The 26,164-nt window shown below is 48.6% G+C and carries 19 protein-coding genes; 13 read left to right on the forward strand and 6 right to left on the reverse strand.

Annotation, left to right across the window (positions count from 1 at the left end; genetic code table 11):
- The first annotated feature begins 90 nt into the window (after window positions 1-90).
- A complete protein-coding gene (locus SHEWANA3_RS04435) occupies window positions 91-1,815 on the forward strand; it encodes a potassium/proton antiporter (protein WP_011715990.1) in 1,725 nt (574 codons plus the stop codon).
- Between the two features lie 170 nt (window positions 1,816-1,985).
- Here SHEWANA3_RS04435 and SHEWANA3_RS04440 read toward each other — a convergent pair whose 3' ends face one another.
- On the reverse strand, window positions 1,986-2,912 hold the full coding sequence (locus tag SHEWANA3_RS04440; RefSeq protein ID WP_084796736.1) for an LpxL/LpxP family Kdo(2)-lipid IV(A) lauroyl/palmitoleoyl acyltransferase: 927 nt from the start codon (window positions 2,910-2,912) through the stop codon (window positions 1,986-1,988).
- 102 nt (window positions 2,913-3,014) lie between these two features.
- Between SHEWANA3_RS04440 and hldE the strand changes: the two genes are divergently transcribed.
- From hldE to SHEWANA3_RS04455, 3 genes are all read left to right on the forward strand, one after another.
- Window positions 3,015-4,445 carry a bifunctional D-glycero-beta-D-manno-heptose-7-phosphate kinase/D-glycero-beta-D-manno-heptose 1-phosphate adenylyltransferase HldE gene (gene hldE / locus SHEWANA3_RS04445; protein ID WP_011715992.1) on the forward strand — a complete coding sequence of 477 codons (1,431 nt, stop codon included), beginning with the start codon at window positions 3,015-3,017 and terminating at the stop codon, window positions 4,443-4,445.
- Window positions 4,442-5,269: a hypothetical protein gene (locus SHEWANA3_RS04450; protein WP_011715993.1), complete on the forward strand. Its 828-nt coding sequence runs from the start codon at window positions 4,442-4,444 to the stop codon at window positions 5,267-5,269. Before hldE ends, SHEWANA3_RS04450 begins: the two co-directional genes overlap by 4 nt.
- Before the next feature lie 153 nt (window positions 5,270-5,422).
- Complete coding sequence (locus SHEWANA3_RS04455) at window positions 5,423-5,902, forward strand: TetR family transcriptional regulator (RefSeq protein WP_011623828.1); 480 nt, start codon at window positions 5,423-5,425, stop codon at window positions 5,900-5,902.
- A gap of 86 nt (window positions 5,903-5,988) precedes the next feature.
- On the opposite strand, the gene SHEWANA3_RS04460 is transcribed toward SHEWANA3_RS04455, so the two are convergent.
- The 3 genes from SHEWANA3_RS04460 to SHEWANA3_RS04470 all read right to left on the reverse strand — a co-directional run bounded on the left by SHEWANA3_RS04460 (window position 5,989) and on the right by SHEWANA3_RS04470 (window position 9,555).
- Window positions 5,989-6,378: a hypothetical protein gene (locus SHEWANA3_RS04460; protein WP_011715994.1), complete on the reverse strand. Its 390-nt coding sequence runs from the start codon at window positions 6,376-6,378 to the stop codon at window positions 5,989-5,991.
- Window positions 6,379-6,532: 154 nt separating this feature from the next.
- Window positions 6,533-8,017 carry a Re/Si-specific NAD(P)(+) transhydrogenase subunit beta gene (pntB, locus tag SHEWANA3_RS04465; protein WP_011623826.1) on the reverse strand — a complete coding sequence of 495 codons (1,485 nt, stop codon included), beginning with the start codon at window positions 8,015-8,017 and terminating at the stop codon, window positions 6,533-6,535.
- 11 nt (window positions 8,018-8,028) lie between these two features.
- The gene (locus SHEWANA3_RS04470) at window positions 8,029-9,555 is read right to left on the reverse strand and encodes a Re/Si-specific NAD(P)(+) transhydrogenase subunit alpha (protein WP_011715995.1); all 1,527 of its coding nucleotides are present in this window, start codon (window positions 9,553-9,555) and stop codon (window positions 8,029-8,031) included.
- 417 nt (window positions 9,556-9,972) lie between these two features.
- Here SHEWANA3_RS04470 and SHEWANA3_RS04475 point away from each other — a divergent pair, with 417 nt between their 5' ends.
- From SHEWANA3_RS04475 to SHEWANA3_RS04495, 5 genes are all read left to right on the forward strand, one after another.
- On the forward strand, window positions 9,973-11,787 hold the full coding sequence (locus SHEWANA3_RS04475) for an assimilatory sulfite reductase (NADPH) flavoprotein subunit (RefSeq protein ID WP_011715996.1): 1,815 nt from the start codon (window positions 9,973-9,975) through the stop codon (window positions 11,785-11,787).
- 74 nt (window positions 11,788-11,861) lie between these two features.
- Window positions 11,862-13,559, forward strand: coding sequence for an assimilatory sulfite reductase (NADPH) hemoprotein subunit (cysI, locus tag SHEWANA3_RS04480; RefSeq protein WP_011625339.1), 1,698 nt, complete (start codon window positions 11,862-11,864; stop codon window positions 13,557-13,559).
- Window positions 13,552-14,349 carry a phosphoadenylyl-sulfate reductase gene (locus SHEWANA3_RS04485; RefSeq protein WP_011715997.1) on the forward strand — a complete coding sequence of 266 codons (798 nt, stop codon included), beginning with the start codon at window positions 13,552-13,554 and terminating at the stop codon, window positions 14,347-14,349. Before cysI ends, SHEWANA3_RS04485 begins: the two co-directional genes overlap by 8 nt.
- Before the next feature lie 676 nt (window positions 14,350-15,025).
- Window positions 15,026-15,811: a monofunctional biosynthetic peptidoglycan transglycosylase gene (mtgA, locus tag SHEWANA3_RS04490; protein WP_011715998.1), complete on the forward strand. Its 786-nt coding sequence runs from the start codon at window positions 15,026-15,028 to the stop codon at window positions 15,809-15,811.
- A gap of 367 nt (window positions 15,812-16,178) precedes the next feature.
- Window positions 16,179-17,915 carry a hypothetical protein gene (locus SHEWANA3_RS04495; protein WP_011715999.1) on the forward strand — a complete coding sequence of 579 codons (1,737 nt, stop codon included), beginning with the start codon at window positions 16,179-16,181 and terminating at the stop codon, window positions 17,913-17,915.
- Between the two features lie 53 nt (window positions 17,916-17,968).
- Here SHEWANA3_RS04495 and SHEWANA3_RS04500 read toward each other — a convergent pair whose 3' ends face one another.
- Together SHEWANA3_RS04500 and SHEWANA3_RS04505 are read right to left on the reverse strand one after the other, a co-directional pair.
- Entirely contained in the window at window positions 17,969-19,516 is a 1,548-nt protein-coding gene (locus SHEWANA3_RS04500) for a S41 family peptidase (protein ID WP_011716000.1), read from the reverse strand.
- A gap of 186 nt (window positions 19,517-19,702) precedes the next feature.
- Window positions 19,703-20,587: a phospholipase A gene (locus SHEWANA3_RS04505; RefSeq protein WP_011716001.1), complete on the reverse strand. Its 885-nt coding sequence runs from the start codon at window positions 20,585-20,587 to the stop codon at window positions 19,703-19,705.
- A gap of 430 nt (window positions 20,588-21,017) precedes the next feature.
- Between SHEWANA3_RS04505 and cobA the strand changes: the two genes are divergently transcribed.
- The 4 genes from cobA to SHEWANA3_RS04525 all read left to right on the forward strand — a co-directional run bounded on the left by cobA (window position 21,018) and on the right by SHEWANA3_RS04525 (window position 26,135).
- The gene (gene cobA, locus SHEWANA3_RS04510) at window positions 21,018-21,848 is read left to right on the forward strand and encodes a uroporphyrinogen-III C-methyltransferase (RefSeq protein WP_011716002.1); all 831 of its coding nucleotides are present in this window, start codon (window positions 21,018-21,020) and stop codon (window positions 21,846-21,848) included.
- A 78-nt stretch (window positions 21,849-21,926) separates the two neighbouring features.
- Complete coding sequence (cysD, locus tag SHEWANA3_RS04515; RefSeq protein WP_011623816.1) at window positions 21,927-22,835, forward strand: sulfate adenylyltransferase subunit CysD; 909 nt, start codon at window positions 21,927-21,929, stop codon at window positions 22,833-22,835.
- Between the two features lie 129 nt (window positions 22,836-22,964).
- The gene (cysN, locus tag SHEWANA3_RS04520) at window positions 22,965-24,407 is read left to right on the forward strand and encodes a sulfate adenylyltransferase subunit CysN (protein WP_011716003.1); all 1,443 of its coding nucleotides are present in this window, start codon (window positions 22,965-22,967) and stop codon (window positions 24,405-24,407) included.
- 3 nt (window positions 24,408-24,410) lie between these two features.
- Window positions 24,411-26,135 carry an SLC13 family permease gene (locus SHEWANA3_RS04525; RefSeq protein ID WP_011716004.1) on the forward strand — a complete coding sequence of 575 codons (1,725 nt, stop codon included), beginning with the start codon at window positions 24,411-24,413 and terminating at the stop codon, window positions 26,133-26,135.
- Window positions 26,136-26,164 lie beyond the last annotated feature (29 nt).

Below are 26,164 nucleotides of genomic sequence, written 5' to 3' on the forward strand. Positions count from 1 at the left end.
AGAAACACAAAAATTTTCAATTGAGTCATTTTTAATCTAGGTGATTTCTTTATCGTTTAACTAAACACTCTTGTATTTAAGGAGGCATGTGTGGATGCAGATTCCATCAATAGTTTTTTTCTGATCGGTGCCTTGCTTGCCGCTGTGAGTGTTTTGTTAAGTCCCGTGTCTTCGCGCTTGGGTATCCCTATCTTATTAATTTTCCTCGCTGTAGGGATTTTAGCTGGGGAGGATGGTCCCGGCGGTATTCTGTTTGACGACTACTCAACCGCTTATCTTGTCAGTAACTTAGCCTTAGCCATTATCTTGCTCGATGGCGGTATGCGCACGCGTGTCGCAAGCTTTAGGGTGGCACTGTGGCCAGCATTGTCGCTGGCGACCTTTGGGGTCGCTATCACCACCAGTATCACGGGCGTAATGGCCGCATGGTTATTTGACTTACACTGGTTGCAAGGCTTGCTGGTGGGGGCAATTGTCGGCTCCACCGATGCGGCGGCGGTATTCTCGCTATTAAAGGGACGTAGTCTTAACGAGCGTGTTGGCGCGACGCTGGAAATCGAATCGGGCAGTAACGACCCAATGGCGGTGTTTTTAACCGTAACCCTGATTGCCATCCTCGCTAATGTGGACGCCGAGTTATCCGTAAGCTTTATGCTGATAAGCTTTATCAAGCAGTTTGGTTTGGGGATTTTCCTTGGTCTTGGCGGCGGTTGGCTGCTGTGGAAGTTGGTGAATTTAAGCAAGCTTGCCGAAGGCTTGTATTCGATTTTAGTGCTCAGTGGCGGTCTGATGATTTATGCCGCCTCGAACAAACTCGGCGGTAGCGGCATCCTGTCGATTTATCTCGTCGGTCTCTTCCTCGGCAACAAGCCTACCCGCGGTCGCCATTCCATCCTAAACGTATTGGATGGCATGACTTGGGTCAGCCAAATCGGTATGTTCCTCGTATTAGGGCTGCTGCTCACACCATCTGATTTGTTGGATATTTGGCTACCGGGCTTAGCGTTAGCCTTTGGGATGATCCTGTTTGCCAGACCGTTAGCTGTATGGCTCAGCTTGCTGCCCTTTAAGAGCTTTAGCAGTCGTGACCGCTGGTTTATCTCTTGGGTCGGGCTTCGTGGCGCCGTGCCGATTATTTTAGCGGTATTCCCTATGATGGCGGGATTACCAGGCGCTCAGTTGTACTTTAACTTGGCATTCTTCGTGGTGTTAGTGTCACTGCTTGTGCAGGGGGCGTCACTCACCACGGCGGCGCGTTTAGCTAAGGTGGAGTTACCGCCTAAGCCGTTGCCGATTTCACGTTCTGGGGTTGAAATATACCCGAGCAGTGAATGGGAAGTGTTTGTGTACCATCTGAGTGAAAACAAATGGTGCATCGGCGAACCGCTTAAACGCCTCTCAATGCCAGATGGAACAAGGATTGCGGCGGTATTTCGCCATAATACGCTGTTGCACCCATCGGGCAGTACCTGCCTCGAAGCGGGGGATATTTTGTGTGTGCTTGGGCAAGAGAAGAGCCTAGAAGCCTTAAGTAACCTGTTTAGTCAGGCGCCCGAAACCAAGGAAGTGCCACGTTTCTTCGGTGACTTCTTTATCGATACCGAGGTTAAGCTGCTGGATCTGGCGCCGATTTATGGGCTGGAGTTAGACGAAGCAACCGGCGACATGACGGTCGCAGATTTAGTAGCGGCTGAATTAGGCTCGCATCCGGTACTTGGGGATCAGTTCCTATGGCAGTCGCTGCATTGGGTGGTTGCAGGGCTCAATGAAGGCAAAGTCACCAATGTGGGTATTCGCTTACCGGCGGAGGCTTAAGTGAAGCTGTATTGAAGTGCCTGCAATGCAGGGCTTCACTGGATATGGTTCTTGGTATTTCAAACCTTCAAAATGCCTTAAACAAAACATCCAACAAAAAATGCCAAGCAATTGCTTGGCATTTTTTTATCCGCTTTTAAGCACTTATCTTGAACAGATAGAACGAAAGCTTATTTATATAAGGACTTGTCCGTGGGATCTGGGCGAGTCTTAAAGCGGCGGTGAAGCCACATATATTGGGCGCGATTTCTATCGATAATCCCTTCGATAATTTTGTTACCACGAATGGCATCGGCTAGCTCATCTTCACCGGGGAAGTTATCCAGCGGCGGCATAATCTCAATATGGTAACCCTTATCGCCTTCGGTGCGCTCCACAAAGAAGGGCAGCACTTTGGCCTTACCGAGTTTAGCCAGTGTGGTGGCACCGGTAATGGTCGCGGCATCGGGCACGGCATAGAAGGGAATAAACACCGCACTCGAACGCCCAAAATCTTGATCGGCGGTATACCAAATCACATCGGGATTGCGTAAACAACGCACCATCTGGCGTAGATCGCGTTTCGGCACTAAGGCTTTGTTTGAGCGTAAGCGGCCTTTTACCTGTAGATATTCCATCACCGGATTGTTGTGTGGACGATACACCCCAACACCGGGTTGGAATTGACCAAAAATACGCGCGCCCATTTCCAGTGGTAAGCAGTGCACGGCAAACAGAATCACCCCATGGCCGGCATTCAAGGTGTCTTGCACGTATTCTTTGCCGGTGATCTGCATATGCTGTTGGATTTTTTCATCGGTCCACCACCAGGCATTGATGGTATCAAAAATCGCTTTACCCGTTTCTTCAAAGTTACGTGTCAGCAGGGCTTCGCGCTCTGACTCGGGCATGTCGGGGAAGCAGAGAGTTAAATTGCGGCGCGCGGTATGGGTACGGCTGCCTGCAATAGTCTTAACTAATCGGCCTAATCCTTTACCTAACTTCATCTGCCACGAAAGAGGTAACACTTGGGTAATCCGCATCACTAACACCCCAAACCACATGGGCCAGTGCTTCGGATGATATAAGGATGATGAAAACTCAGCTTTCTCGACCACAAAAATACTCACTACTTTTGAAAATTACTGCTTATTCTAACTCATATTTTGCCGAAAATTAGGTACAATCACGGTTTAATTTCTGCAATAGATAAGAGCGCTATGAAGGTTTCTCTGCCAGCATTTGAAAAAGCCAAAGTGTTAGTTGTCGGCGATGTGATGTTAGATCGCTACTGGGTTGGGCCAACGGGTCGTATCTCGCCCGAAGCGCCTGTGCCCGTGGTGAAGATTAACCAAGTCGAAGACAGACCGGGCGGTGCGGCCAACGTGGCGTTAAATATCGCGACCCTAGGCGGCCAAGTGCAATTGGCGGGGTTAGTGGGCGAAGATGATACCGCTAAGGCGTTAACCCTTGGCGTGCAAGCGCTGGGCGTTGAGCCACAGTGGTTGAATATTGCCGACAAACCGACCATTACTAAACTGCGCGTCCTGTCGCGTAACCAGCAGCTCATTCGCCTCGATTTTGAAGAATCCTTCGATAAGCAGGATAGTGCGCGTTTGCTTAAACAGTCTGAAGCCTTACTCGATTCGGTCGATGTAGTGGTGCTGTCGGATTATGCGAAGGGCGCTATCGATAAGCCGCAGGATTTTATTGCGCTGGCTCGCGCTAAAGGCGTGAAAGTGCTTGTCGATCCAAAGGGTTCCGATTTTAGCCGTTACCATGGCGCTTCACTGATCACACCCAATATGAGTGAATTTGAAGCCGTGGTTGGCGCGGTAACCTCTGAGGCGGATCTGCTCGAAAAGGCCCGTGGCTTACTCAATAAGCATCAGTTCGACGCTATCTTAGTCACTCGCTCCGAAAAGGGCATGACCTTAGTGACGGCCAATGCCCCAGAGTTACACATTCCCACGGTGGCCCGTGAGGTGTATGACGTGACAGGCGCCGGTGATACAGTGATTTCAGCTCTCGCGACCTCACTCGCCGCGGGCGCAGAACTGCCGCAGGCGTGCGCCATTGCCAATACCGCCGCAGGGGTTGTGGTGGGTAAATTAGGCACTTCAACCGTGTCTCGTATCGAGCTGATTGAAGCCTTAGCACTGCACCACGGTGAGTCGGGTTTTGGGGTGGTGAGTGAAGATCAACTTGCCTATGCCCTAGAGCAAGCCAAATTGCGCGGCGAGCGAGTGGTGATGACCAACGGTTGCTTCGATATTCTGCACGCGGGGCACGTCAGTTACCTCAAGCAAGCCAAAGCCTTAGGCGATAGATTGATAGTGGCCGTGAATGATGATGCCTCGGTCAAACGCTTAAAAGGCGAAGGCCGCCCTGTCAATCAAGTGGATAGACGTATGGCGGTGTTAGCGGGATTAGCCGCCGTCGATTGGGTTGTGCCTTTTAGTGAAGACACGCCACAGCGGATAATCGCCAGATTACTCCCCGATCTCCTCGTCAAAGGCGGTGATTATAAAGTTGAAGATATCGCGGGTGGTGCCGAGGTGATCGCCGCGGGTGGCCAAGTCCAAGTGTTAGGGTTTGAAGACGGGATATCAACCACAGCCATTATCCAAAATATCATGGCAAAACAGTGAGTCTCATTGCCCTGACACTGATCTCTAGCCTGACTTGGGTGCCTATTGGCGACAAGCAGGCGTTAATTTGCCCGTTAGCGCAATTGAGTCAGTGTCTGGCAAGCTTTCCAACTCAGGTCCGTGAACAACTCCCCCGCAGCGAAGCCCAATTTCAAACAGAGCTTGGGCTTCGCAGTGCCATGGTGTTACCCGTCGAAAATAGTCATTTCTCCGGTTTAATCCTGGTAAATGAGCGAGAAACACCAGAGTTTCAACTGCTTAATATCGATGGCACAACCTATCAATATGACCTCAAAGAACAGGCATTATTAACCCTGTGGCATGAGCTAGGGCACCTTGAGAATCTGGCCTTGCAGGGCAGTTTATTGCCAAAAGAATTAACAGCTTACCAGCATGAGTGGTTAGCGGATCTCTATCTGGTTTGGCGTGTTGCTAAGGCCAAAGGCAATCTGGATTTAGCCTGGCAGCAATACCACAGACGCAACCTTGCGGCGTTAACAAGTTCGCAGTATATGTCTCACTGGAGCAGCCCGATGATGATACAAGTGTTAAAAAAGTATCATGTGAGCCAGATTACCCACTACAGCCAATATCGTGATTTTGTCGCCGATTTTTATCCTAAAATAGTACAAATAGAACCAGAGGTATTTCGCGAATATTCGAGTTTAATGCAGCGTACTTTTGGTGAGACTGTGCTGCAACCCCTGCCAGCATACCTATCTTGGCGTAAGCCAGATCTTGGACGTTACCTTAACCCGACACTGACATTGCTGATGGGGGAGGCAAAAGCCCACGACTGGTTAGTACAAAATTCAATGTTGTGAATATGTAAACAGAATCGATAAATCTCCCTGTTTCAAACTGAACCCTAGCTGAACAAAAGCGAAATACACTTGTTTGGCGTTTCCAAACAGCAGTAATCCCTGAAAGGCTTTGGTAAGCTCTACCCCAGAAAAAGAACAACGGGAGACTTTACTATGGCTAAGCGCTCGCGAGTACAGACTGAGCAGACCATAAATCAGATTATGGATGAAGCGTTAAGACAAATTTTGACTATTGGCTTTGAGACTATGTCTTATACCACGTTATCTGAAGCAACGGGGATTAGCCGCACCGGTATTAGTCATCACTTTCCGCGTAAAAACGACTTCTTAATCCGTTTAGATAGTCGTATTGGCAATTTATTTGTTGCCGCGCTCGACTTTTCTAGCCAAGAAGCCTTAGAAGCCTCTTGGATGAAAGCGATGCAAGAAGAGCATTACCGCGCAGTGTTAAGATTATTCTTCAGCCTCTGTGGTGGCGCGAATAATGAAATCACCCTCTTCAGAGCGGTCAGCACAGCACGTCAGCAAGCCATTGCTGAATTAGGATTGGTCGGTGATCGCACCATCAATCATCTATTAGGCCGTACTGCGGTTATGCTGCTGTCTAATTTTGATGTTGCCAAAGCGGCATAATCATAAGCATCACCACAAAAAGGAGCCTCAGGCTCCTTTTTTGTTTCTATGGTTTGGCGCGCCGATTACGTTTTCGCACTGTTAAGTTAGTTAAGCTGCAATGGGGGAGACAGCTGCGCTTGTTTTAACTTTTGTTGGGTAAGATAAACGCCGACAGCCATAAAGGTCAGCGCCGCGGCGATCAGGGCACAAAGCGCATGATGGAACACCAAATGGCTGATAAAGAAGGCTGGAATATCCTCAATACTATCGATAAGGAAGAGTTTAACGATAAGCCCAAGGTACAAGAGTAAGTGCAATATCGCTCCTGTGATAAAGAGGCGCTTAAACTTTTGCATCAAACAAGCGGCGAGATTAAAGCGGTAATAGCGGCAAAACAGATAACCGCCGGTGCCAATGCCAATCGATATCCAGCCGAGCCCCAGCAATGAGGTTTTAATCAAAATTGCCGACAGCATAAATAATCCAAGCAGCATCAAGCTATCCTTTCAATGAATGGGGCGACCATAAACAAGTTGCGCAGAGACTAGCTGAGCTGGCTTAAAAACGTGTGAAAACACATCCCTAAGCAGGGGAAAAGATAAAGGGAGCCAAGTGGCTCCCTTTATGGTTAATACGCAAACTTAAGCATTACAGCGCTTTTAAAATCGCCTCAACGCTGGCCTTAGCATCGCCGAACAGCATTTGAGTATTGTCTTTAAAGAACAGTGGGTTTTGTACACCCGCATAACCTGTATTCATTGAGCGTTTAAAGCCAATCACGTTTTGCGCTTTCCACACTTCGAGCACAGGCATGCCCGCAATTGGGCTGCCCGGATCTTCCATCGCCGCAGGGTTCACCGTATCGTTGGCACCAATGACGAGTACTACGTCGGTATCGCTAAAGTCCTCGTTGATTTCGTCCATTTCGAGCACGATATCGTAGGGCACTTTGGCTTCAGCCAAGAGTACGTTCATATGGCCTGGTAAGCGACCCGCCACTGGGTGAATACCAAAGCGTACCTTCACGCCGCGATCACGCAGTTTTTGAGTGATTTCAGCCACAGGATATTGCGCCTGCGCCACTGCCATACCATAGCCTGGGGTGATGATGACAGAAGTTGCGTTTTTCAGCATGTCAGCCACATCTTCGGCGTTGGTTTCGCGGTATTCGCCCATTTCTTCATCGCCAGATGAGGCCACACCATCGGTGCCAAATCCACCTGCGATAACCGAGATAAACGAGCGGTTCATCGCCTTACACATGATGTAAGACAGAATTGCACCCGATGAACCCACGAGCGCACCTGTTACGATCAGCAGATCGTTTGACAGCATAAAGCCCGCCGCCGCTGCCGCCCAACCTGAGTAGGAGTTCAGCATAGAGACCACAACTGGCATGTCCGCACCGCCGATTGAGGCCACTAAATGCCAGCCAAAGGCGAAGGCGATAAGTGTCATCAACAGTAGGGCGGGCATAGTGCCACCCGTTTGTACGAAGTAAACCAATAGCGCCAATGATACCAATACCGCTGCGAGGTTCAGTTTATGGCGATGTGGCAACATCAAAGGTTTTGAGGAAATTAATCCGCGTAACTTACCGAAGGCCACGATAGAACCCGTGAAGGTCACCGCACCGATAAAGATCCCGAGGAACACTTCCACTAAGTGAATGTTGAGCATAGCGCCAGTTAAATGGGCTTTCTCGGCGGCTTTGGCCGCTTCGCTTAGCGCATCCTGCACTGCGGCTAAGGTGGAGTTGATATCTCCGCCAACGGCCACTACCACTTGCGATACTTGCTCTGGGTGTAGGTCGATAAAGCTGTTAAAGCCCACTAATACCGCCGCCATACCCACAAAGCTGTGGAGTACTGCGACCAGTTCGGGCATTTCCGTCATTTCGACTTTAAGTGCTAAACGCACGCCGATGGCACCACCAATCACCATGGCGACAATAATCCAAGCGACACCGCTGGTGTCAGGATTAAAAATGGTCGCCAGTAGGGCAATGGCCATACCTGTGATACCAAATAAATTGCCGTGTTTGGCCGTTTCTTGCTTCGACAATCCTGCGAGACTGAAGATAAAGAGCACGGCGGCAATAATGTAAGCTGCAGTTACCAGTCCTTGAGACACGTTATACCCCCTTAATCTTTACGGAACATCTTCAGCATGCGCTGAGTGACGGTGAAACCGCCGAAGATGTTAATACTGGCGATCAGCACGGCAATAAACGCCAGCACAGTGACCAAGGTTGAACCTTGACCAATTTGCAGCAAGGCGCCGACCACGATAATGCCCGAAATCGCGTTAGTCACTGACATTAAAGGCGTATGTAGTGAGTGGGATACGTTCCACACCACGTAATAGCCCACCACGCAGGACAGGACAAAAACCGTAAAGTGGGATAAGAACTCGGCTGGCGCAACTGAGGCAACCGCGGCAAAACCCGCAGCACCAAGGGCAGCGAGAATATACTTAAGTTTGGATGGCTTTTTGGCTTCAGCCGCTTTGGCTTCAACCTTAGCCGCAGGTTTGGCGGGCGCTGCCGACACCGAAATCGCCGGTGGCGGGAAGGTCACTTCGCCTGCTTTGACCACTGTCATATTGCGCATCACCACATCATCGAAGTTGATGCTGGCGACGCCGTTTTTCTCTTTACACATTAACTTCATCAGGTTGACTAAGTTAGTGCCGTAAAGCTGTGAAGACTGCGCGGGCAGGCGGCCGGGAAGATCGGTAAAGCCGATGACTTTAACGCCATTCTCGGTCACGAATAGCTCGCTAGGCTGAGTGTATTCACAGTTACCGCCCGCTTGCGCGGCCATATCGACAATCACAGAGCCGGGTTTCATGCTGTCGACCATCGCCTTAGTAATGAGCTTAGGTGCAGGGCGGCCAGGGATCAGCGCTGTGGTAATGATGATATCGACTTCTTTGGCTTGCTCGGCAAACAGTGCCATTTCGGCGGCGATAAACTCGTCCGACATGGTTTTAGCGTAACCGTCCGATGAGCTGCCATCTTCATTGGTAAAGTCCAGTTTGAGGAACTGGCCACCCATAGATTCGATTTGTTCGGCCACTTCTAAGCGTGTGTCGAAGGCACGAACGATAGCCCCTAGCGAACCTGCGGTACCAATGGCGGCAAGACCCGCTACACCGGCACCAATCACCAGCACTTTGGCTGGCGGAACCTTACCCGCGGCAGTAATTTGTCCGGTAAAGAAACGGCCAAAGTGGTGCGCGGCTTCAACAACGGCGCGATAACCGCCGATATTGGCCATAGAAGAGAGAGCATCGAGGGATTGGGCGCGGGAAATACGTGGCACCATGTCCATCGCCATCACATTGATGTTGCGTTTAGACAGTTTCTCGACCAACTCAGCATTTTGAGCCGGCCAGATAAAGCTGATTAAGGTCGCGCCTTCTTTAATTTGCGCAATTTCAGCATCGGTCGGTGCATTGACCTTAAAAATCAGATCCGCTTGCCAAACCTCTGCCGTGATCTTCGCCCCAGCGGCTTCAAAAGCGGCATCGTCAAAGCTAGACAGTAAGCCAGCATTGGCCTCAACAACAACTTCAAAGCCGAGCTTTTTAAGTTGTTCGACGGTGGCAGGGGTCGCGGCGACCCGAGTCTCACCGGCGAGACTCTCTCTCGGTATTCCAATCTGCATGATTACTCCCTGGTGGTTTATATAATCGTTCCGCCTGAGTGCTTCCCCTGAGCTAAACCTAGGTAGGGCTAGGCCGCGATAAGAATGAACTCGTTTATTCAGTTGTGGCAGTTAGCGCATTCAATCTTGGTATGAAATTTGTGCTTGAAAACAAACTTCTTTGCGAGCAACAGAAGGTACTGTACAGCAGGCTCGTCACCATTGTGGCAATACTTTGGTTTGACACAAGCGCATATTGCTCAAGCTGGTCGTTTCTGAACTGGTCGTATCAAAAACTTTTAACCAGTGCACACTTTTGTAGCTTAAATTTTGCACTTTGTATATTCCAAAATGGAATTAAAAATCAAATATTATTCTTTTTTGCTTTTCTAAAACCACGCTAATCTGCTGGACATTACACTGTCATAGGGCCGTCTCATGTTGTTAAAAGAACTTTCATCACTGGCTTCACCCCTGTCGCAACCGCAGGTCGAAAAGCTGAAACAACTCACCGCTGAATTAAACGCGGTGCAACTTGCTTGGGTGAGCGGTTATTTAGCCGCAACGGCCAATGCGTCGGGTAATCTAGCCCAGCTCGCGCCCGTGTCCGATGCACCGGCGGCGCAGACAGTGACCATTCTCTATGGCAGCCAAACCGGCAATGGTCGTGGTATTGCCAAAGCCTTGGCCGAGAAGGCAAAAGCGCAGGGCTATAGCGTGAATCTAGCCTCTATGGGTGAATACAATGTGCGCCAGCTTAAACAAGAAACCTTGTTATTGCTGGTGGTCAGTACCCATGGTGAGGGGGAAGCGCCGGATGATGCGATTGAATTACATAAGTTTTTAGCATCGAAACGCGCACCTCAATTAAACAACTTACATTACTCTGTGTTGGCGCTGGGCGATTCAAGCTATGAGTTTTTCTGCCAGACAGGTAAAGACTTCGATGCTCGTCTGTCGGCATTAGGCGCCAAAGCGCTGCTGCCTCTGGTTGAGTGTGATGTGGACTATGAGGCTGCGGCCGGACAGTGGCACGCCGATGTACTCACCGCCGTGAAGCCACTGATTCAAACCACGGCTAACGTGGTGGCGCTCAATGATACCGGCTCGGCACAAGTTGCCAGCGAAAGCGAATTTACTAAGCAAAACCCTTACAGTGCTGAGGTGTTGGTGAGCCAGAAGATCACTGGACGCGGTTCAGACCGAGACGTACGCCACGTTGAAATCGATTTAGGCGAGTCAGGCTTACGCTACGAAGTGGGTGATGCCCTTGGGGTGTGGTTTAGCAACAATGAAACTTTGGTCGATGAGATTTTAGCGGGCTTAGGGTTAGCGGCCGATGCCACTGTGACCGTCGGTAATGAGTCAATCAACCTCAAACAAGCCTTAATCGAGAAGAAAGAGCTGACACAGTTATATCCTGGTTTAGTCAAAGCCTGGGCCGAGTTGTCCGCAAGCCCTGAGCTGCTTGCTATTAGCGAAGATAAAGAACAGGTTCGCCAGTTTATCTTACATCATCAATTTGCAGACTTAGTGGCGAACTATCAGCTCAAGGCCGATGCTAATCTGGATGCAAACAAGTTAGTGGAGCTATTACGCCCATTAACGCCAAGACTCTACTCCATCGCTTCGAGCCAGAGTGAAGTCGATACCGAAGTGCATCTGACAGTGGCCTTGGTGGAGGATGAGCACCAAGGGCAAGCCCGTTTTGGCGGCGCATCGCATTTCTTAGCCTCGGCAGAGGAAGGCGCCGAAGTAAAAGTGTATGTTGAACCGAACAAGCATTTCCGTTTACCTGAAGATCCACAAACGCCTGTCATCATGATTGGCCCAGGCACTGGTGTTGCGCCGTTTCGCGCCTTTATGCAGGAACGCGTGGCGCAAGGCGCTGAGGGCGATAGCTGGTTATTCTTCGGTAATCCTCACTTTGAGCAGGACTTCCTGTATCAAACCGAGTGGCAACAGTATCTGAAAAACGGCGATTTAACCCGTATCGATGTGGCATTTTCGCGCGATCAGGCTCATAAGATTTACGTGCAGCACCGCATTAAAGAGCAGGGACAAACCCTGTGGCAATGGCTGCAAAATGGCGCGCATCTTTATATTTGTGGTGATGCCGAGCGTATGGCTAAAGACGTACATCAAGCCCTATTAGCGGTTGCGGTGGAGTTTGGCGGACTGTCGAGCGAGGCGGCGGAAGAATATTTCGAGACTCTGCGCAGTCATAAACGTTACCAAAAAGACGTGTACTAATTAATCGATCCCAAAGATAGAGAGTAGTATCCACTGAGATACTGCCGCCGAACGAATTTTAAGAGGCAGTTGCCATGAGTGAGCAAAAGTTAGCATTAAACGAATACCTAAAGACCGACAGTGATTATCTGCGTGGCACCATTAAAGAGGGATTAGATTCCTCGGTGACGGGCAGTTTTAGCGATGGCGATCAGCAATTGATCAAATTCCACGGCTTCTATCAGCAGGATGACCGTGATTTACGTAACGAGCGTAAAGAGCAAAAACTCGAACCCTTATATAGCTTTATGTTACGTGCCCGCGTGCCTGGCGGTGTGTGTACGCCTAAGCAATGGTTAGGCGTGGATGAAATTGCCTCGACGCTCACCAGCTCTAACAGCATTCGTTTAACGACGCGTCAGACGTTCCAATACCACGGCATTCCAAAGCGTAACCTCAAGACCATTATTCAAGGCTTGGACCGTGAGGCACTCGATTCTATCGCCGCCTGTGGTGACGTTAACCGTAACGTGATGTGTAACCCGAATCCGGTCGAATCTAAGCTGCATGCGCAGGCCTATGAAGTCGCGAAAAAGCTGTCTGATCACCTGCTGCCCCACACTCGTGCCTACGCCGAGATTTGGTTAGATGAAGAGAAGTTACTGACCACAGAAGACGAAACCGTTGAACCTGTATACGGCAAAACCTACTTGCCACGTAAGTTTAAGATGGCCGTTGCCGTACCGCCGGATAACGATGTTGATGTCTACACCAACGACTTAGGCTTTATTGCGGTGGCCGAAAATGGCGAATTAGTCGGTTTTAACCTGACCGCTGGCGGCGGCATGGGCTCGACCCACGGTGAAGTCGAAACCTTCCCGCGCTTGGCCGATGACTTTGGTTTTATCAAAACTGAAGATGTGATGAAGTTTGCCGAAGCCGTGATGACAGTGCAGCGTGACTGGGGTAATCGTACCAACCGTAAACGTTCACGCCTTAAATACACTATCGTTGACCATGGTTATGAGAAGTTTAAGGCCGAAGTGGAAGCCCGTGCTGGCGTCAAATTTGAGCCTAAGCGTGATGTGGTGATTGGCGATCGCGGCGATCGTTACGGCTGGGTCGAAGGTGTCGATGGTAAGTGGCATTTAACCCTGTTTATCGAAAGCGGCCGCATTAAAGATGTGCCCGGTAAGAGTTTGCAAACAGGTATGCGTGAAATCGCGAAGATCCACAAGGGCGATTTCCGCATGACCTCAAACCAGAATATGATTATTGCTGGTGTGGCGCCTGAAGATAAAGCGACCATCGAAGGCCTTGCCCGTAAACACGGTTTACTCGGCCAAGTGCTGACCCAAACCCGCGGTCATTCGATTGCCTGTGTGGCCTTGCCAACCTGTCCATTGGCGATGGCGGAAGCTGAGCGTTATTTCCCTGAGTTTATTGACCATATCGATGCGCTGCAGGCTAAAAATGGCATTAGCGATCAAGCCATTGTGGTGCGTATGACCGGCTGTCCAAATGGTTGCGCCCGTCCATTTGCCGCCGAAATCGGCTTAGTGGGTAAGGCGCCGGGTCGCTATAACCTGTATCTCGGGGCGAACTTCGAAGGTACTCGTCTGAATAAGATGTACAGAGAGAATATCCAAGAGGCTGAGATCCTTGCTGAATTGGATGCATTATTTGCCCGCTACGCGGTTGAGCGTAATGCAGGCGAAACCTTTGGTAACTTCACCGTCCGCACGGGCGTGGTGAAGGCGGTTATCGATGCCGCTAAGGATTTCCATGGCTGATCTTGATTCTGGGGTAACGGGTTCTGGCTTGCCGAACGCGTTGCAGAGCGTGGTAAGTCACAGCGAACTTAAAGCGCTGCTGACGGCGCCTAAGGATGTGCAGCAAGCGGAACTGGAGCGCATTAATCGCTTCTTGGCCGGATTGACGGCTCAAGAGCGAGTGCTCTGGGGCTTAGCCTATCTGCCGGGTAATCACGCGCTGTCATCCAGTTTTGGGATCCAGGCGGCGGTGATGCTGCATATGGTGAGTCAGGTGCAATCGGATATTCCGGTTATCTTAACGGATACTGGCTATCTCTTTCCTGAGACATATCAGTTTATTGACCAGCTTACCGAGCGTTTATCCTTAAACCTCAAGGTTTACCAAGCGCCAATGACCTCGGCATGGCAGGAGGCGCGTTTTGGCAAGTTGTGGGAGCAGGGCTTAGATGGGCTCGAGCGTTACAATCGACTGAATAAAGTGGAGCCGATGCAACGTGCTTTGGCGGAACTTGAAGTAGGTACTTGGTTCGCGGGACTACGCCGCAGCCAGTCGAGCACACGCGAAGAGTTACCGATATTGGCTATCCATGGCACTCGCTTTAAGTTGTTGCCGATTATCGAGTGGTCGAACAAAGATGTGCATCTGTATCTGACGCAATTTGACTTGCCTTACCATCCTCTATGGGATCAAGGTTATGTTTCTGTTGGGGATACCCACTCGAGTAAACCCTTAGAATTAGGGATGACTGAAGAAGAAACCCGCTTTAATGGCTTAAAACGCGAATGCGGTTTGCATTACGAAATATAACCATCTATCTGATTTAATAGATAAATGCCACAGTATTCCCTGTGGCATTTTTTATTTTATGCCGCCAAAAGAATACTTTGCTTAATTTTGCAGCGGTTTGGCCGTTAAAGTATTTTGAGTGTCATTCTGGCGTCATTAAAGTCAGATAAAGTTTATTTTCATAGAGTTAGTTAAGTCTTTTTCACCAACGACAAAATTTTTGTACATTTTTACTCACAGAGTTATGCACATTAAAATGTTCTGAGCTATATTACAAAGTTCCCGTAGATGGTTTTGAGGGAGTTTACTGCGCAGATATGCCCTAGTCGGTATTTTGCCAAGTTAAGTTGTTGAATATCGTTATTTATGGGCTTAGTTTGCTGTGTAACGATATAACGAGACGGAAAACAGTCGCACTTCCAAAAGACCTTGCTCGCCGCCGCGAGTATCAAGCAGTTTGATTGACTTGCTAGCCCTCGTTAATCTGCCCATTTCACCTCGGTCAGCTGTGGTCAAAGCTGCCGAGGTTGAGTCAACATAGTTAACATCGTTTATTTCGTTAATTCATCAATTCAGCTCGGTTTTTGGCGCTGTTTATGACAATATTATCATCAACTTACACTGTGCTATTTTATGCTGAGTGGCTAATGCCGCCGCATATGGCCCCTTTGATGGAATTATTGATGAGGATTACTGGATGACCGCCCCTATGTATGCCATGCGCGATCATGTCAATCGTCCTCAAGGGAATAAATCTAATCGTCCAGCACAAAAGCCCAAAGCGCGTGGCCTTAAGCGAATAGTCGCTTGGCTCGTTAAACTCATCTTAGGCTTATTACTCGCCTCCATTTTAAGCGTGGTGCTACTGCGTTTTATTGACCCGCCGATGTGGACTTGGCGGATTGAACGGGCATTATTCCCGCCCGCACCAGTGACAGAAGTGCGACATCAATGGCGCTCACTCGAGCAAATCTCCCCTGAATTACAATTAGCCGTGATTGCCGCAGAGGATCAAAAGTTTGCCAGCCACACGGGGTTTGATTTAGCCGCGATAAGTTCGGCCATTGAATACAATCAAAAGGGCAACAAGGTTCGTGGTGCGAGTACCTTAAGTCAGCAAGCGGCGAAAAACCTGTTTATGTGGTCGAGCCGCAGTTTTATCCGCAAGGGAATTGAGGCCTGGTTTACCCTATTAATGGAATTGATTTGGGATAAGTCGCGCATACTCGAAGTGTATCTGAATATCGTCGAATTCGGCCCCGGAATATATGGCGCCGAAGCCGCATCGAAACATTATTTTGGTAAGAGTGCCGCCAAATTAACCCGTTATGAGGCGTCATTATTAGCGGCGGTATTGCCTAATCCTTGGCGTTATAAAGTCTCGCCGCCTTCACCCTATGTTGAGCAGCGCTCCGCTTGGATCCGTAAGCAAATGCGCCAGTTAGGGGAAGTGACTCTTAACCGTGTTCATCAGGCCGATTAACGGATAAATAAGGCGATAACTTTCGTCTTATTAATATGCCATGCGCTTTATCGTTAATATGAACTTTATCCTCAAGATGAATTAGGCTCTGAATGTAAATTTCATTTAGTTTGCCAAGCGAATTTGCCTTAATTGCGCAGCTTGATTCGCATCCTAGGTTAATTAATGGTAAATTAACGCACGAATTTCCCCTTCAAATACACTCAGTCCTTTGGCTATTCCCCTCGCTAATTTTTAGCTTGTGTCGGATGTTGGTTTGCCATGATGCGTGTAAAAAGGAATGACAACAGGTCAGTATTTAAATACCGAAGGTGAGTGCTTTCGGTATTATTTTTGTCACTTTGACGGTTATTAAATGGAGTTTTAGATGAAGAAGATTGTTATTGCTGCGGCAATTATTGCAGCGGGAGCAGGTGCTTATTGGTACACTCAGCATGGAACTAGCTCGAGTGCTTCGGCCAATCCTTTGCTTGATTATATCCCTGCCGACACCCCAGTATTTTCAGGTCAGTTAAAACCTTTCCCACTGAAAAACTACCTGCAATCTATTTCTGGCAATTACCAGCAATATTCAACAGATTCGTTGGCCGAATTAGGCGAATTAGATAGCCCTATGGCCAAGTTTTTTGTCAGCATCTATACGCAGTATATGGATGGGATAAAAAATCCAACCCAATTGCTTAAGACCTTTGGTTTACCAAATGAAGTCGAGCCTTTTTTCTACACCTTAGGCGTGATCCCTGTTCTTAAAACCAATGTGGATCAAATCGATGCATTTTGGGCCGTCTTGGATAAAGCCGAGAAAGACAGCGGCTTCACCCATGAAAAGCGCACCTTAGCGGGCGTTGATTATCGCGCTTATTCACTCGCCGAAGAAGGTTCTACTGAGAAGGTTGACCTGTTATTTGCCCATAAAGATGGCATCTTAACTGTGACCTTGTCTGGCACAACGATTGAGCCAGAAATCTTAGAAATGGCCTTTGGATTAAAGAAACCGACTCAATCCTTAGCCGCTTCAGGCATGCTGAAAGACATCATCAAAACCCATGGTTTTATGGAAGATAGCATCAGCTTTATCAACCACGTTGAGATTGTTAAAGCGATTACCTCTCCCGATGGCAATATGCTAGGCAAACAGCTCACTCAGTTCATGGCAGAAGAAAGCCAAGGTGAAGATCCTTTTGCTGAGATTCGCACTCCTGAATGTAAAACTGAGCTAACCGCCATTGCCGCTAACTGGCCTCGTACTGTGGCTGGGTTAACCGCATTTAGCTCGACCGAAAAAGAAAGCCATATGGCTGCCTCTTTTGTGGTTGAAAGCAAAAACCAGGCAATCTTAACCGCATTGCAAAAAATGCGCGGCTACATTCCAACCCACTTAGCCGATATTAACAGCACTATCTTCTCTATGGGGCTGGGGATTGACGTTAACGAAGTTGCGCCTTCACTGACGGCGATCTGGGATGACCTGCAAAAGCCGCAGTTAACCTGCGCGCCGCTTGCCGAGTTGCAAGCAGAGTTAAGCCAACAGAGCCCTGCGATGTTAGGTATGTTTACTGGCATGGCTAATGGGGTTAAAGGTGTGAGCCTGTCATTGCTCGATTATAAGATGAGCACACAAGACCAAGAGCCAAAGCTTGAAAGCTTAGATGCCTTAGTGAGCTTAACGGCTGATAATCCTTCAATGCTGTTCAATATGGTGAAACCTTTTGCTCCAATGTTAGCTGAACTGCAAGTTGCGGATAATGGCGAGCCTACCGACTTATCACCACTGTTAATGTTGCCACCTGAGATGAACATCAAGCCGATGCTGGCAATTAAGGGACAACACTTAGTGGTTTACTCTGGCGATAAAGGCTTAGCATTAGCCAACAAACTGGCTGGCGAGAAGCCATTGGCCAATGGGCTTTACAGCATGTCGGCTGATTACGGTAAGATGTTTACCCCGGTGCTGACCCTGTTAGAACTGACTGGCGAGCCGATTCCTGAAGAGCTGCAAATGCTGAAAGATTACAATATGCGCGTGCAAATGAGCTTCGATGTGAACAAACAAGGCATAGTGTTTGGTTCTGTGATGAACTCAAAAGCGAGCGAGAAGAAGTAAGCTTGATACCTTAGAGTGTTAATCGAAAAGCCAGCTGATTGCTGGCTTTTTTGTTAATTGGCTTGCGCTAACTTAGGTTGAGAACCGAGGGGCGTGTCTATGGATTTCGGTTTCGCAGCGCGCACTAAACTGACCAGTCCCTGCCATTCAATATCGTTGTTCTGTGGCAGCCAAATATCCGGCTCAGTGCCTTTTCCTGAAAGCAGCTCGCCCGAGGCGTCATAGGTGAGTGAGCTGCTAAAACGAACATCTAAATCACTGTTAGGTAAGGTGAGTTGATATTGTCTGGCAAAATCTCCTGAGGTTTTCTCCCCAATCAGATTCACTCTCGACCAAGCTTTAGTGCGGTAAGCTATCCACTCGCATTCCTGTTTACACAAAGGGCTGACAAGTAGCGCAAGGCGATTATTGCCTTCGGCTAAAACTTCGGGTTTTGTGCGGACAAACCAAGGGCTGAATCGGCTTTCATCTATGCTTGGCAGACGCCTCGTTAGCACCTTAAGCCGAGGCGAGCTGAGTTCAAGTGCCTCGAGCGGCCTAAAATTTAGGGGCCTTAAATAATCATTCCTCAGTTCTGGCGAGCGGCGATAATGGGCAAAACCCATAATTTGTGTCATGGCTGAGGTATAGGGCGTCGCATTTTGAGGGACATCTTGATAACGCGACAACATGGTCAGTAATTTAGGGCTAAAGCCCCTCGCTTGCCTTAAATCGACTATCAATAATGGTTGCTCCATGCCTTGGCGTAGGGCGTCCTGTTGTCTCTTATCGAGTTCAAAGCCATAGAGATCATCAATCTTGAGTCGTGCAGTCGCCTGATTAATCTGCTCCAATGAATAATCAGGCCTGATTGGCGCCGTCGGGGCCAAATTATCGAGTTGGGTGATCAGGCTTTCAAAACTCAGTTCAGTCTCATCCTCAATCGGTTTAACTATAGTTTTCGATGGTTGCGGCAGGGCGATAGTCACTTGCGTGGTCTGCAAATCGTCATTAATCAAGCTGATAAGCACATGGGGTTTGATACTTAAGCCTAAGTCCTCCCGCAATAAATTGAGTCGCTTGAGCCAAATCAGCTGCATCTCTTGGCTGTTTTTCGCTGGCTCTGATAAGTAGGCTTGGCTGGCCGAAATCCATTTGCTTAATGGGATGCCATCTATATGAGTGATAAAGGGAAAATCGGCGCTGATGGGGTTATTTTTGCTGTCCAAGGCGAGCCATTGCTCGTTGACAGGCCTGAGCGTTAAGGGCAGTTCACCGCTGCTATTTTCGACTTTCGCAACCTGTGTCCCTGGGTCTTTTAAAGTATTAAGTAGCTTAGTGAGCTCGGCGGCGAAGCGCTCTTTTGGCACAACATCTTGATATTGTTCTGTGATTAATCCCGCCAGTCGTTTGAGCCGCTGCTCATTAGCTTGTGGATCCAGTGCGTAAAATGCCGAGTGTTGCTCAATTTGGTCGAACAGAATATAGAGATCTTGGCGAATATCTTTGGTCGTTAGTGTGGGCTGCGCTTTTTCAGGAATAGCGAAAAGCGCGAGCCTGATAAGGCTCGCGCAAATGATCACGCCCAGTAACGTCACGACAGTGCGATAGCTAAAATTCATATTCCTCCATGACCACTTACTTTTACGGCTAAAAAGGTGTGCGACTATCGATGTAAATGCCTATTTTGGCAATAAAAATCGTCTTTGCTCACCTTTTGCTCGTATCCATTTGAGCAATTTAGCAGCAGTTTTTGCAAGTCAGCATAGAATTATGGCTGTTTTTTGTGCTCTGTCACGGTTGTAGCGTTAGAGAATATCGTTGAGTGATAGGCCGATACCTATGCGTTGGTTATGGTAGTTGTAGTCGATAAGACTCTCGCCATAGCCGTTAAAGTATTGAGTATAAAGGCGTAAATTACCGATTATCGGATAGCTCCATGTAAATTCTGCCGATCCTCGATCAATATCTTTAAAGTTAGTTTTTAGGGTGAGGGTGAATCTATGGTCATCAATGCCATAAACCCCTACAAACTCGGCTTTACCTATGTATTCATCAATATCGGGGTTATCGTCACCGCGGGGTTGATGGATATCGGTTTTTTCGTCCTCTGGAATACGCCACCACACCTTAGTGGCAAAGGCCAGCGGGCCGGCATCGAAGATCATGGTGCCATAGATACGGTTCCAGCTACGGGATAATAACCCTGACTTACCATTAGATTGATGCACGGCGCCAAAGCCCCAGAAGGAGTTAGTCACGCTGCCGATTTTCCAATCGTTGTTGAACAGCATAAAGATTTCGGGTTCGTGGTTAGTCTCACGGAAGGGGGAAGAAATATCCTTGTTGTAAAGCTGCCAATAGGACTGGTTGGTGTAGGCAAAAAACAGGTGGCCATTATCGCCAAAGACATTATACCAAAGAGGAAATTTAAAACTTATCTGGAACTTAGCTTCCATTTCATCCAGGGTATAGTCGTTTTCGGCCGCATCTTGGGCGAAGGGCGCCATATTGGGATCGGGGTTGTAAGTGGCGGGTAAAATGTAATTCACTTTATGCGGCGTGATCACGAATGGACGTTCTGAGGTGGCTAGCTCGTCCTGTACCCGTCCTTTAACGAGGGATTCTTCCGCTTGAAGTCCTGTACAAGTTAACAGTCCAATTAATGCGATACCTTTATAAAATAGGGACATCGGCCCTCCTTGATGTGTCTGTTTGCCTTACGCTTTCTCGTTGTTTACCCAGCTTAACATTAGTTTGTGGATTTATTATGAGAAATCCTGCCATGTGTCTTATTCCGTTCTGGCGAGATGGAGCCTATTTTCGTGGTCTAAAGAAGCAACTAAGTAGAATTTTTTGCAATAACATAGTGCGGTTATGTGAGCTGATGCAAGTTTTGATTGCCGATATATTCGCCTTGAAAGCATACTTTATCTAATCATTTCATTTATTTAAATGATTTTCCTGCCTATGGCACTTTTGCCGCCCTCACTTATAGTTAATTGGCTGGATTCGAAGTCCTGTTGTTATTTCTTTTTGATATAACAATTAATGATTTTATATTTATTAAGGAATATAACTAGGGCTATATTGCTACACATTGATCTCATATCGGGGAATGTGATGGAAATTTTATCTTTACCGGGCCAAAGGGCGAAGGGCAAAGTCTGGCTGGTTGGCGCAGGCCCCGGAGACGTTGAACTCTTAACCCTCAAGGCTTGGCGCATTCTTAAGTCAGCCGACGCTGTGCTATACGATGCGCTCGTCAGCCAAGATATCCTCGATTTAATCCCTAAGGATGCAGAGAAGATTGCCGTCGGCAAACGTGCCGGTAAGCATAGTGCTGCGCAAGATGAAATTAATCAGTTACTGGTGACTAAAGCCTATACCCGTAAAAACGTGGTACGCCTCAAGGGCGGCGATCCCTTTATTTTTGGCCGCGGTGGTGAAGAGTTACAAACCTTAGTTGAAGCAGGCGTCGAATTTGAAGTGGTTCCTGGCATTACCGCCGCCAGTGGCACTTCGGCCTATGCGGGCATTCCCTTAACCCACAGGGATTATGCCCAAGGGGTGACTTTTATTACTGGCCATTGTCAGCTTGAAAGCCGTCCGATGGACTGGCAGGGGTATGCTAATTCAAACAATACCTTAGTTGTGTATATGGGGATTTTAAATGCGGGCATTATTCGTCAAGGACTAATCGATGCTGGCCGTAGCCCAAACACACCTGTGGCGATTGTCTCTAAGGCGACCACTCAGTCGCAGCAACGTTTTATTGGTCAATTAGATTCACTCGAGCAGCTCGCGGCCGATCCGCAATTGCAAATGCCCGCCCTGATGATTATTGGCGAAGTGGTTGCGTTAGCTGACAGCTTAAATTGGTTCCAACCTAAAGGTGAAGGCGAGTCATCACTCGATACCACTGATGCCGCCAAGATTGTGGCAAAAATTTAGTTAAATCAGATTTTTTAGAAATAGTTAAGTTAAATCCAGCTGCCTGTCGCAGCCCATTTTAGGTAAACGGAGAAGAGTATGGCCGGGCGTGAATTAAGCCACTTACAACAACTGGAAGCCGAAAGCATTCAGATCATTCGTGAAGTCGCTGCCGAATTCGACAATCCAGTAATGTTGTATTCCATCGGAAAAGATTCTTCGGTGATGTTACACCTTGCGCGTAAAGCTTTTTATCCCGGCAAGATCCCATTCCCCTTGCTGCACGTGGATACGGGCTGGAAATTCAAAGAGATGATCGCTTTTCGTGATGCGCAGGCGAAAAAGTTTGGCTTTGAATTATTAACCCACACCAACCCCGAAGGCGTTGCCCAAGGGATTAACCCCTTCGATCATGGCAGTGCCAAGCACACTGACATCATGAAAACTCAAGGTTTAAAACAAGCCTTAAACCAATATGGTTTCGATGCCGCATTCGGTGGTGCGCGCCGCGATGAGGAAAAGTCCCGCGCGAAGGAGCGGGTGTATTCGTTCCGCGATCGTCACCATAGATGGGATCCCAAGAATCAGCGTCCCGAACTGTGGCGCACCTATAACGGTGCGGTAAATAAGGGCGAAAGTATTCGTGTCTTCCCGTTATCTAACTGGACCGAACTCGATATTTGGCAATATATCTATCAAGAAAACATTGAGTTAGTACCACTGTATTTTGCCGCCGAGCGCCCTGTGGTTGAGCGTGGCGGTCAGTTAATTATGGCCGACGATGAGCGTATGAAGCTCGAGGAAGGCGAAACCATCAAGCATGAGGTGGTACGTTTTAGAACCTTAGGTTGTTATCCATTGACGGCGGCGATGCATTCGCAGGCGGATAATCTCGAAAAAATCATCGAAGAAATGCTGCTAACTCGCTCGAGCGAACGCCAAGGGCGATTGATTGACTCGGATCAGAGTGCATCGATGGAGCAGAAGAAACGCCAAGGTTATTTCTAAACCAAGGCATTTCGAGCGCAGGTTAGAGACAGATTAAACCGATTTCGTGAATGTCCCGATGAAGGCTCTTAGAGCAATCGAGTACCAGTGACTTCACGAACAGTTGAGCAAGATAAGAGTGAGATAAAGATGGATAAAGCGGTCAATAAAACCAATCGTATGGCGGCAGAAATTAGCCAGCACGGGGTAAAAGAATATCTAGCCCAGCAACAACATAAAGGTTTGTTGCGCTTTTTAACCTGCGGCAGCGTAGACGATGGCAAGAGCACCCTGATTGGCCGTTTACTGCATGACAGCGCGCAGATTTATGAAGACCAACTCGCTAGCTTAAAAAATGATAGCGCTAAGATGGGCACAACGGGCGAAGCCATCGACTTGGCTTTGTTGGTCGATGGTCTGCAAGCCGAGCGTGAGCAGGGCATTACTATCGATGTGGCTTATCGTTATTTTTCAAGCGACAAGCGTAAGTTTATTATCGCCGACACCCCAGGCCATGAGCAGTACACCCGTAATATGGCGACTGGCGCCTCAACCTGTGATTTAGCAGTGATCTTAGTGGATGCGCGTTACGGCGTGCAGACTCAAACCAAGCGTCATGCCTTTATTGCCTCTTTGCTGGGTATTCGCCACTTTGTGGTTGCGGTTAATAAGATGGATTTACTCGGGTTCGATGAGCAAGTCTTCAATCGTATCCGTAATGATTTCAGTGAGTTCGTAAAAGATTTTGGCGACTTAGATATCCACTTTGTGCCTTTATCAGCCCTCAATGGCGATAACGTGGTTGAGCCGAGTCTGCATACGCCTTGGTATCAGGGCGGCACACTGCTGGAGTTACTCGAAACCATTGATACCCAACGTGAACTCAGCGCCTTGCCTGTACGCTTCCCGGTGCAATATGTGTCGCGTCCCAATCTCGATTTTCGTGGTTTTGCCGGTACTTTAGCCTCTGGCGTCATCAAGGTGGGTGACGAGGTGGTTGCGCTGCCTTCGGGTAAGCGTAGCAAGGTTGAACGCATTGTGACCTTCGATGGCGATCTCGCCGAAGCAACGGCTGGGCAAGCCGTCACTATCACCTTAGAAGATGAAATCGATATTTCCCGCGGTGACTTACTTGCACTGCCAGAGAGTGCGCCACAGGTTGCCAATCAAATCGTGGCTGACCTAGTGTGGATGGATGAAAAACCATTACAACTCGGCCAGTTATACGACATTAAAGTCGCGGGTAAGAAGACCCAAGCCTCTGTTACGGCCATCGAGTATGTGGTTGATGTGAACACACTTGCGCGCAGCAGCGCCGACACTTTAGGGCTCAATGCCATCGCCCGCGTGACCTTAGAGCTGACCGAAGATATCGTCTTCGATGCCTATTCTCTGGTGCGTGATACTGGCGGCATGATCCTGATTGACCGTTTATCCAATGCTACTGTTGCGGCTGTGATGGTGGTATCGGGACAGCATGTGAACAAGCAAGCGTCCTCACAATTTAGCGCCTTTGAAATCGAGTTTAATGCGCTGGTGCGTAAGCACTTCCCGCATTGGCAAGCGATTGATATTTCAAAGCTTGGAGCCTAATACGTGAGTGACTTGTGGCTATTAGCTATAGTGCTGTTTGGATTAGTGGCTGGCTTAATCGCCGGCCGCATTAATCCCGCTGTGTTGTTTTTATTTGCTTTTTTACTCTGTTACCTCCTAGGAATGGTATCACTCGACACGGCGCTCACTAGCTTTACCAACACAGGTTTAGTCACTCTGGTGTTATTGGTACTGGCGGCGACGGCGCTGGAAAAAACCTCACTGCTGGGCAAGTTAAGCCAAGTGATTGGCAATAATTCGCTTGCGGTGACTATGGCAAAATTGGGATTTTCGACGGCGCTGCTGTCCTCTTTTACCAATAACACCGCCGTCGTCGCATCTTTGATTGGGGTGGTGCGCCGCAATCAGGCCCATGCTCCAGCTAAGTTGTTGTTGCCACTTAACTATGCGGCGATTCTGGGCGGTACGCTGACCTTAATTGGTACTTCCACTAACCTTATCGTCAACTCGTTTGTCGAGAATGCGGGCTTGCCTGCGCTGGGGTTCTTTGAGTTCACCCCAGTGGCCATGCTGATTGTGCTGTTAGGCATAGTGCTGCTGATTGTGCTGGCTAATACCTTACCCGACAGGCGAGAGGATTCGACCGAAGAGACACTGCCCTATCTGCTGGAAGCCCACGTGGCCAAAGGCTCGTCTTTAGTTGGGCGTAGCGTGGTGGATAACAAATTAAGAGCCCTGAAAAAGCTCTATTTAGTTGAGCTTGAGCGCAGCGGTATTTGTATTTGTCCGGTTCCACCACAGTTAGTGTTACAGGCGGACGATGTGCTGCGTTTCAGTGGCGCGGTGGAGTCGGTGGAGCTGTTGCATCAATTCGATGGCCTAGATTGGTTTGGCAAACATCAAGCAAAAGGGCAAAACCTAGTCGAAGCCGTGTTGGCCCCTTCATCGAGCCTAGTGGGTAGTACCTTAAAGGAGTCTCGCTTTCGCGAACAGTTTGATGCGGCTGTAATGGCGATTCGTCGTGGTCATCATCCGCTAAAAGGTGGTTTGGGCGATATCGTATTACAACCGGGCGATGTGTTACTGCTGACGCCGGGGGATGGTTTTAGCACCAATGCTAAGCTGAGTACTGAATTTGCCGCCGTCAGCGGACTCGATTTAAATGTGCGCTTAGACAGCCGCCGCAGCCGTTTTGTATTAAGCAGTTTTGTGATCACCATTGTGCTTAGTCTGACCGGCGTATTACCGCTGGCCAAGGGCTTGGTGCTATTGCTGCTGAGCTACTTTGCCATTGGCGCCGTGACCTTGTCGGAGCTTAAGCGTCGCTTCCCACTGGAATTAGTGGTGATAGTTGGCAGTGCCTTAGGGCTGGCGAATCTGATGATGAGCACTGGCCTTGCCGATGGGTTAGCGCAAGGCTTGCTCGGTACCATCAATGGTTATGGAGTGTTTGGCGCCTTTGTGGGTGTCTATTTAGTCACCTTATTGTTGACTGAACTCGTTACCAATAATGCCGCGGCGGCCTTGGCCTTTCCTATTGCCTATGCGGTGGCGCTGAATTATGGCGTCGATCCTAGGCCATTTATTATGGCGGTAGTGTTTGGGGCCAGTGCCAGTTTTATTTCGCCCTACGGTTATCAAACCAACTTGATGGTGTTTAACGCGGGCAACTATCGTTTCAGTGACTTTTTGCGCTTAGGGCTACCGCTATCTGTGCTTTATTCCCTGATAGTGATTTTTATGGTGCCAGTCATCTTTCCGTTTTAATGATTTTTTGCTTTGGGCTTTTGCGGTCT

The organism is Shewanella sp. ANA-3, from assembly GCF_000203935.1.
In the GTDB taxonomy this organism is placed as follows: Bacteria; Pseudomonadota; Gammaproteobacteria; order Enterobacterales; family Shewanellaceae; genus Shewanella.